General features: G+C 46.4%; 3 protein-coding genes. All 3 read left to right on the forward strand.

Annotated elements, in window-relative coordinates; all coding sequences use genetic code 11:
• A partial coding sequence (locus tag QUB61_RS34060; RefSeq protein WP_333135314.1) for a hypothetical protein occupies positions 1–266 on the forward strand: 266 nt, incomplete at its 5' end.
• A gap of 270 nt (positions 267–536) precedes the next feature.
• The gene (locus QUB61_RS34065) at positions 537–1,937 is read left to right on the forward strand and encodes a transposase (RefSeq protein WP_333135318.1); all 1,401 of its coding nucleotides are present in this window, start codon (positions 537–539) and stop codon (positions 1,935–1,937) included.
• A 176-nt stretch (positions 1,938–2,113) separates the two neighbouring features.
• Entirely contained in the window at positions 2,114–6,334 is a 4,221-nt protein-coding gene (locus QUB61_RS34070; protein ID WP_333135312.1) for a chemotaxis protein CheB, read from the forward strand.
• The last annotated feature ends 199 nt before the right edge of the window (positions 6,335–6,533 follow it).

Consider the following 6,533-nt stretch of genomic DNA (forward strand, 5'->3'; position numbering starts at 1 on the left):
GCAAGATGCCTGTGAAGCGAAGAGTGAATTTTATTGTGGAACAGGCCGGAAAGCCTGTTCCTAAAAAGCTTATTGAGCGGGGAATGTGGAATTACTCACATCTTGCACCATTCTCAAGAACAGGCAAGATGCCTGTGAAGCGAAGAGTGAATTTTATTGTGGAACAGGCCGGAAAGCCTGTTCCTAAAAAGCTTATTGAGAATGGTGCAACATCTCAGATTATTGACCTTGACTCGATCGTGCCCGTCCAACCGGAAACGATATGACTGCTTGTGCGATCGATCGAGAACAAGAAAGGGCGATCGAAGCTGGTTTTTAAACTCATATTGCTCAGTTGTTCAACCCCATTCAACTAAAATTAATTATCAAAAAAAATTGGTTTTCAACCCTATCTTTCTAGGACGGCTTTTTGTGAAAAAAGTATAAACCATTGAGCTATCCTAATAAATATATGTAACAAATGTAGTTAAACAAGTAATTCCATTGTACATTAAGAATAGCTGGAAAAAGGAGAGTCATACTTGTTAACCAACCATGTGTACAAGTTGCGCCCAAATCAAACGCAAGACTTAAAAATGTCCAATTGGGTAGATATGTTGCGGAGTCACTACAACTGGTGTCTGAATGACAGAATCACTCAATACAGCCAACAGTTCATACAAGGAAACTATTGCGAAATTAGGACAAAAAGTGAAGCTTGCCCGTTAACCAGTTGCGTTAGTAGAAACGGTGCAACTGGATCGCCGTGGAAGATCGGAAAAATAGATAAAGACGGCCAAATCAAAAACCCTCGACGCAACCCAGGTGATATTCAAGTCACCGCATTACCAGAGTTAAAAGCGGCTAGACCTTGGTTTGCTGGAATAGACTCAACGGTTTTACAGCAAAATGTTAAACGGTTAGACACTGCTTACAAAAACTTTTTTGAAGGTCGGCGTTTTCCCAACTTCAAGAACCGCAGCAACTTTACATCTTTCACTTTTGTGATGGGGGTGAAAATACAAGGTAACAAAATTTATTTACCTAAGTTGGGCTGGATGCGTTTTCATAACTCACGTGTGATTCCCATCGGTTTTACCATTAAAGCCTGTACCGTGAGAAAACGGCAAAATGGCTGGTACGTATCCATTCGTATTGAGGACAAATCTGTTCCCCATTACATTACAAAACCTCTCAAAGATGTCGTCAAAGTAGTTGGATGCGACATGGGAATTACTAAATTAGTCCATCTGTCAGATGGATCTCAAATCGAAAATCCCAAGTTCTCAACTACTAAGAAATCTAAACGCACCCTCAGAATCAGGCAGAGACGAGTCAGTCGAAAAGCTAAAGGTAGCAAGAACCGCAAAAAAGCAGCTCAGAAAGTGGGGCTTTTCCACCAAAAGATTAGCGATAAACGCCAAGCTTACCACTGGAAAGTTGCTAATAAAATAGTGTCTAGCAAAATTGACGGCATCGCTTTAGAAGATTTAAATATATCGGTAATGATGCGCCGATGTAGAGCAAAAGTTGACAAAACAACTGGGAGATTCCTTAAGAACGGACAATCTAGAAAGAAAGGGTTGAATCGCTCTATATCTGATGCGGGTTGGGGTGAATTGATTCTAAAAATTAACTACTTAGCTGCAAAGCAAGGAAAAATTGTAATCAAAGTCAACCCTAAACATTCCAGCCAAGAATGCAGGAATTGCGGCAATATCGATAGGTATAATCGAGATAGCGAAAAGTTCATCTGTACTGAATGTGGGTATCACGAACACGCCGACATTGGCGCTGCAAAAACGATTAGAGATAGAGCTTTGGAATTGGTACGCGGGGACTCCGTGAAACCTGGTGTTTTACACCTAAACGCCCAAAAGATATCACCACGATCAAAGAGCTTTCGTGGTGAGTTTGGGAACCCTAGTAATAGGGATATTAAGGCAGAAATGTCTTAAGAATCCTCGTGCCTTCAGGCGCCCGGAGTGTCAAAATACTGTACTTAATCCCTAAGGCAGTTGCGTAAGACGGGCAAATCAAGCTGCTATAGAGGGTAAATAGTCCGTATTAGTTACTCGCCAGTTGCCGAGATTAGCTAGCTGCTAATCTGCATTACTTAAGAAAGTGGGTGTTTATGAACTTATCTCAAGAAAATACATTACCGCCGATCGACCAGGGCGCGATCGACCTAGATCCGGAAGCCAAAACCGATGCCCCGTTTCCAGTCGTCGGAATTGCGGCTTCTGCCGGAGGCTTGGAAGCATTCATTGAGTTGCTGAACAACTTACCCGCAGATACCGGCATGGCATTTGTGCTGATCCAGCACTTAGCGCCCGAGCGCAAAAGCTTGCTGAGCGAAATTCTCAGCAGAAACACGGAAATGCCCGTGAATGAGGCGCAAGACGGCATGGCTCTAGAGCCCAACCATGTCTACGTCATTACGCCGAATACCAAGCTGCTGCTATTAGAAGGGCTGCTGAGACTGCTACCGCGCGAGAAGATTAATGGCAAATATATGCCCGCAGATGCGTTTTTCGACTCCTTAGCAGTCGAGCGGGGTAACAAAGCCATCGGCGTAGTTTTATCGGGAGCCGATGGAGACGGCGCTTTGGGGCTGATGACAATCAAAGCAGCCGGAGGCGTGACTTATGCTCAATGCGAAGGAACAGCAAAATTCGAGGGTATGCCGACTAGCGCCGTGGCTACAGGTGATGTAGACTTCGTTCTGCCGCCTGAGGGAATTGCGCGGGAACTGGCAAATCTCAGCCACCATTCCTTTCTGGCCGGGCCGCTCCCCGTCACAATTGTGCAAGCAGCGCCAGAACCGGGATCCGCCTTGGCAACTATTTTTGGGCTGCTGAAATCGACCGCAGGCGTTGACTTCAGCCAGTACAAAGCGGCCACCCTGAACCGGCGAATGCAGCGGCGGATGGTGCTGTACAAGATGGAACGATTGGAAGATTACGCTCAATATCTCCTCGACAATCCGGCGGAGGTCAAAGCTTTGTATGAAGAAATTCTGATCCACGTCACGAGTTTTTTCCGTGACTTAGAAGCTTTTGAACGCTTAAAAGAGTACGTTTTCCCTAGGATTACCCACAATAAATCCGCAGAAGTTCCGATTCGGATTTGGGTCGCAGGATGTTCGACTGGGGAAGAAGTTTACTCGATCGCCATTTGCTTGTTAGAGTTTTTGGGCGATCGAGTTATCCCGCCGCAGATTCAGATTTTTGCCACGGATATCAGCGAGGCGGCGATCGGCAAAGCGAGGTCTGGTTTCTACTTGGAAAACCAGATGTTAGGCGTTTCCGAAGAACGGCGCCGCCGCTTCTTTGTCTCCGTAGAAGGAAGCGGATATCGCATCTGCAAAGTAGTCCGCGAACTGTGCGTATTCGCCAGACAAAACTTAGGCATCGACCCGCCTTTTTCTAATCTCGATTTGGTTACCTGCCGCAATGTGATGATTTACTTGGAAGAACGTTTGCAAAAGCGAGTTCTGTCAATTTTTCATTACAGTCTCAACCGAACTGGCTTCCTGATGCTCGGCAGTTCCGAAAGTACGGGCAAATCTGCGGAATTATTTTCTTTAGTGGATCCGCCCTCTAAAATTTATGCCAAAAAGTTAACTGCGACTCCTCCCCGGCTTCCCTTTGCGCCAAGTTTCTTTCCCCTAACCCGACCAGAGAATCCGCAGCCCATGAATGCAAATTTTTCTAATAACTTTGACTTGCAGCGCGAAACAGACCAATTGATTTTAAAGCGCTATAATCCTGTGGGTGCGGTGGTCAACGAGCAGATGGAGATTGTGCAACTCCGGGGAGACACCAATCGGTACTTGAGACTCACACCTGGAACGCCGACTTTAAACTTGTTCGCAATGGCGGTACCAGGATTGTCTGTTGACCTTCGCACCGCAATTTATCAAGCGCAAACTCAGAAGGTGACGGTGAAAAAAGAACGGCTGAGGGTGCAAGAGGGCGAGCACACGCATCTCGTCAATTTTGAGGTGATTCCGTTCCAGCCGGCTAGCGCGGAAACACGCTACTTTTTGGTGTTGTTTGAAGAAAGTTTACCCCCAGCCATAGACCTGGAAATCGACAATTTCGATCGGTTAGAACCAAGCGATTTAGAGCGGGAAATAGTGCGGCTGAGGCAGGAACTTGCTATTACCAGACAAGAGAAAAATATAGCTCAAGCACACCTGCAAGCGGTGGTAGACGAGCAAGAAAATCTCACGCAAGACCTCAGAGTTGCCAACGAAGAAATTATATCGAGCAACGAGGAGCTACAAAGCATCAACGAGGAACTAGAAACAGCTAAGGAAGAAATTCAAGCTACTAACGAAGAACTGATTACCACTGTAGAGGAACTTCGCACTCGAAATCTCGATTTGCAGCAGGTTAATAACGACGTGACTAATTTGCTGGCTAGTATCAATATTCCAATTTTAATGTTGGAAAACGATTTGCGGATTCGCAGCTTTACGCCAATGGCAGAGCGGCTGTTCAATCTGATTTCTAGCGATGTCGGGCGTCCCTTGAGCGACATCCGAGTCAATCTGGAGATTCCCAACTTGGAAGAGATGATTTTGGAGGTGCTCGAGACTCTCAACACCAAAGAACAAGAAGTGCAAACTCAATCGGGATATTGGTACGCCCTCCGCATTCGCCCTTACCGCACAGCGGAAAACCAGATTGAGGGTGTGGTAATGGTTTTGATCGATATTGACGCTCTCAAACGCAGTGCTGCCAGCATAGAAACAGCCCGCAACTATGCGGAAACAATTGTGGAAAGCGTGCCAACGCCTTTAATGGTGCTGGATGCTGATTTGCAAGTGAACACCGCCAATCGAGCGTTATACGAAACGTTTCAAGTTTCATCTTCAGAAACCGCTCAAGATTCCTGGTTTGAATTGGCTAGCGGGCCGTGGAGTTCCCCGGAACTGCGAGAGCTTTTGGAAGATATTCTGGTTAATAATGTTGAGATTAACAACTTTGAGATCGAGCAGGCTTTTGGGCGGCTGGGGCGGAAAACTTTGCTGCTAAATGCTTGTAAGGTTGAACCAGAAGACAGGGTTTCTATGATTCTGTTGTCGATCGAGGATATCACCGATCGCAAGCAGTTGGAGACAGAGCGATCGCAGTTATTGGAACAGGAACAGTCAGCCCGCCAACAAGCAGAAAAAGCTAACCGAGCTAAAGATGAATTTCTGGCGAATCTCTCCCACGAATTGCGCAATCCCCTGACTCCGATTCTGGCTTGGTCACAAATGCTGCGGTCCGGGAAACTGAAGGAAGCAGAAACTTATCGCGCTTTAGAGGTAATCGAGCGCAGCGCGAGGGCGCAAGCTCAGTTAATCGAAGATCTTCTCGATATTTCTCGGATTACCAACGGCAAGCTTAAACTGACTACCCGTTGGATCGATCTGCGGTTAGTGGTGCAAGCTGCGCTGGAGGGGGTTCAATTATCAGCTCAAGCAAAAAACATTCAAATTGTTTCGGATTTGATTTCTATAAAGGTCTTAGGCGATATCGATCGCTTGCAGCAAGTTTTATGGAATATCCTGTCTAATGCGATTAAGTTTACTCCGGCGGGGGGACGAGTGGAAATCGTGATGCAGGATGTCGAGGATTATGCTGAAATTCGAGTCGCCGACACCGGAAAAGGGATTGCGCCTGAGTTGTTACCGTATATTTTCGATCGCTTCCGCCAAGGAGATTCCAGCACGACTAAGGCGAATCAAGGGCTGGGATTGGGCTTGTCGATAGTGTACCATCTTGTTCAACTGCACGGGGGAACGGTGGAAGCGGATAGTCCGGGTCAGGGACAAGGAACTACAATAACTTTGAGATTGCCGCTGAAAGCCTCGCCTCAAGAGTTGACACCGCCAAGCCCAGCAGAGCCGGCTGCATTGCCAGAGTCCGCCACAGACGCGAGTACAGAGGCGCTCAATTGTCGCATCCCCTCTTTGGATGGTTTGCAAATTTTAGTTGTAGATGATGAGGCTGATACCGGGGAACTCTTAAAATTTGTGCTCGAAAAGTACGGCGCTGAGGTTTTGACAGTAGAATCTGCAAGAGCAGCGATGGCAGCTTTGACGGAAAATCCCGGCAGATATGACGTGCTGATCTCGGATATCGGAATGCCTGAGGAAAACGGGTATTTCTTAATTCGGCAAGTGCGAGCTCTTGCTGCGGAAGCAGGAGGAAAAATCCCAGCCGCCGCGCTGACTGCGTATGCGAGCGATCAAGAACAAGAAAAGGCGATCGAAGCTGGTTTTCAAACTCATATTGCTAAGCCGATCAAGCCGGTTCAACTAGGATTAATTATTGCCAATCTAGTAGGGAGATTTTGATTTTCATTTCTTTTGATTTTCTTTTTTTTTGAAATAATAATCGGAGGTTGAAACCGCTTTTTGTCACGCGCAGCAGAGTCCCGCGCCAAACTTAGGCAATGCCATTTCCCTGTTGGCTGTTAACTGTTGACTGTTGACTGTTGACTGTTGACTAATGACTAATGACTAATGACTAATGACTAATGACTAATGACTAATG

This window comes from Microcoleus sp. C2D2 (assembly GCF_036702495.1).
Classification (GTDB): Bacteria; Cyanobacteriota; Cyanobacteriia; order Cyanobacteriales; family Microcoleaceae; genus Microcoleus.

What these genes read in the sequence shown, in the direction of transcription:
- QUB61_RS34070 (WP_333135312.1), top strand. Translation starts at nt 2,114, where the DNA reads ATGAACTTATCTCAAGAAAATACATTACCGCCGATCGACCAGGGCGCG.